Source organism: Streptomyces palmae (assembly GCF_004684805.1).
GTDB classification, from domain to species: domain Bacteria; phylum Actinomycetota; class Actinomycetes; order Streptomycetales; family Streptomycetaceae; genus Streptomyces; species Streptomyces palmae.
On sequence record NZ_SRID01000599.1, the window covers coordinates 1 to 2,336 of the forward strand.

2 protein-coding genes are annotated in these 2,336 nt (G+C 76.4%); both read left to right on the forward strand.

Annotated features, from left to right (window positions below; all coding sequences use genetic code 11):
* Positions 1 to 353 precede the first annotated feature (353 nt).
* Positions 354 to 923 (forward strand): GNAT family N-acetyltransferase, encoded by a 570-nt coding sequence (locus E4099_RS31350; RefSeq protein ID WP_135342484.1) that lies wholly within the window; start codon positions 354 to 356, stop codon positions 921 to 923.
* A gap of 84 nt (positions 924 to 1,007) precedes the next feature.
* A complete protein-coding gene (locus E4099_RS31355; protein ID WP_209446819.1) occupies positions 1,008 to 2,216 on the forward strand; it encodes an MFS transporter in 1,209 nt (402 codons plus the stop codon).
* The last annotated feature ends 120 nt before the right edge of the window (positions 2,217 to 2,336 follow it).

The window sequence follows — 2,336 nt, forward strand, 5'->3', positions numbered from 1 at the left end:
GGGGGCGGGGCGGGGACGGAGCGACGGCTCTCCCTGGCCGGTCCGGGCGAGTCGGGGTGATGACGGTTGTGGTCGGAGTGTGTCCGCGCCTGGGGTGTGACCCGCGGACCGGCGGGTTCCTCCGGGGAGACGGCGACACATCCGGCGATTCCCGGCAGGAGGCCGATCAGGGTGAGAGTGAGGAGTTGGCGGCGCATATCACCCACCGTGCCGCAAATAACGCGTCATTGGACGGCACGGCGCCGCGCTGCCACCTGAACGACGGACCCGCTGGTGCGCGAAGCTGACCGGCGCCCTCGGGCGGCGCCCGCCCCGCCTCAGGGGTGCCGGACGGACTGCGGCAAGATCTGCTCATGACCGAAGCCGCTGCCCTTCGTACCCTCGTCCTCCGGCGCGCCGAAGAGGAGGATCTGACCGAGCTGGTACGGCTGCGCGACGCCGCCGCGCACTGGCAGGCGGCCTCCGGCATCCGCCAGTGGAAGCCCGGCGAGCTGGGGGTCGATCACTTCCGCGCCCGGCTGCGGGAGGGCGAGGTGTGGCTGGCCTTCCTGGGGCCGGACGGGCCCTGCGCCGGCGCCTGGGAGCTGTGGTGGGAGGATCCGGCCGCTTGGGGACCGCAGCCGCCGGTGGCCGGCTATGTACACCGGCTGATGACGGACCGGCAGTCCGCCCCGCCCGGCACCGGACGCGAGTTGCTCGCCGCGGCCGAGCGGCGGATCGCCGAGGCCGGCCGGGAGGTGTGCCGGCTGGACTGCCTGGCCGACAACCCCCGGCTGCGCCGCTACTACCAGGAGGCCGGGTACACCGTGGTCCGCGAGGTACCCAAGCACGGCGACGGCGGCCGGCACTACGCGGTCACCCTGCTGCAGAAGCGCCTGACCGGGGCGTGTCCCGCGCCGGGCGCCGGGGCGCGCGTCCCATAGTTGGGGGGTGCGTACCTCTCGACCGGCCCCGGCGCCTGGGCGGTGGCCGACCGGTGGCGGTGGTGCCCCGGTCCCGGTGCGGGGATGAGCGGGTCCGCCTCCTGGCGGCCGGACGCGGGCGGTCCGCGGACGGGGATGCGCCCGTGGCGCTTCGTGGTCTGGTTCGGGACGATCAGTCTGCTCGCGGACGTGGTCTACGAGGGGGCGCGCTCGGTGACCGGGCCGCTGCTGTCGTCACTGGGGGCCTCCGCGCTGGTGGTCGGTGTGGTCACCGGCGCCGGGGAGGCGGCGTCGCTGGGGCTGCGGCTGGTCTCGGGTCGGCTGGCGGACCGCAGCGGGCGGTTCTGGGAGTGGTCGATCGCGGGATACGCGCTCACCGTGGCCAGCGTGCCGCCGCTGGGTGCGGTGGGGGTGCTGTGGGCGGCCTGCGCCCTGGTGATCGCCGAGCGGGTGGGCAAGGCGGTGCGCTCGCCGGCGAAGGACACCCTGCTCTCCCATGCCACCGCGGCGGTCGGCCGCGGCCGGGGCTTCGGGGTGCACGAGGCCCTGGACCAGATCGGCGCGCTGGTCGGACCGCTGCTGGTGGCCGGGATGCTGGTGCTGACCGGCGATGCGTACGGGCCGACGCTGGCGGTGCTCGCGGTGCCCGGGGCCGCGGTGCTCGGGCTGCTGCTACGGCTGCGGGCCCGGGTGCCCGAACCGGCCGGGTACGAGCACGGCACGGCCGGGCCCGGCGGCGCGGCGGCCGGTGCGCGGCTGCCACCGGCGTTCTGGGCCTATGCCGGGTTCACCGCGCTGACCACGGCGGGATTCGCCGGCTTCGGGCTGCTCTCCTTCCATCTGGTCCGGCACGGGCTGCTGGCCACGGCCTGGGTGCCGGTGCTGTACGCGAGCGCCATGGCGGTGGACGCGGTGGCCGCGCTGGCCACTGGTTGGGCCTACGACCGGCTGGGGCCGCGGGTGCTGGTGGTGCTGCCGTTGCTGACCGCGGCGGTCCCGGCGCTGGCGTTCACCGAGCGCCTCGGCCCGGCGGTGGCCGGATCCCTGGTGTGGGGCGCGGCCCTGGGTGTCCAGGAGTCCACCCTGCGGGCCACCGTGGCGGACCTGGTGGGGCCGGGTCGGCGGGCCACCGCCTACGGGGTCTTCGCCGCCGCCCTGGGAGTGGCGAGCCTGGCGGGCGGGGCGCTGACCGGCGCGCTCTACGGCTACTCCGTTCCGCTGCTGATCGCGGTGGTCGCCGCCGTACAGCTGCTGGCCCTGGTGCTGCTGGCCGTCACCCGCCGGCTGCGCTGAGGGCGCGGCCAGGCGTCCCGACCCCGCAGACGGGGCACCCACGCGCACCCGCCCGCGACGTCCGGCACCGCGTACCCGCCCTCCCCCACCCCGCGGCGGCGGACACCGGGACCGTTCGCC

Excerpts from the sequence above, each read along its gene's own strand:
- E4099_RS31350 (WP_135342484.1), top strand. The coding sequence starts at position 354 with ATGACCGAAGCCGCTGCCCTTCGTACCCTCGTCCTCCGGCGCGCCGAA.
- E4099_RS31355 (WP_209446819.1), top strand. The coding sequence starts at position 1,008 with ATGAGCGGGTCCGCCTCCTGGCGGCCGGACGCGGGCGGTCCGCGGACG.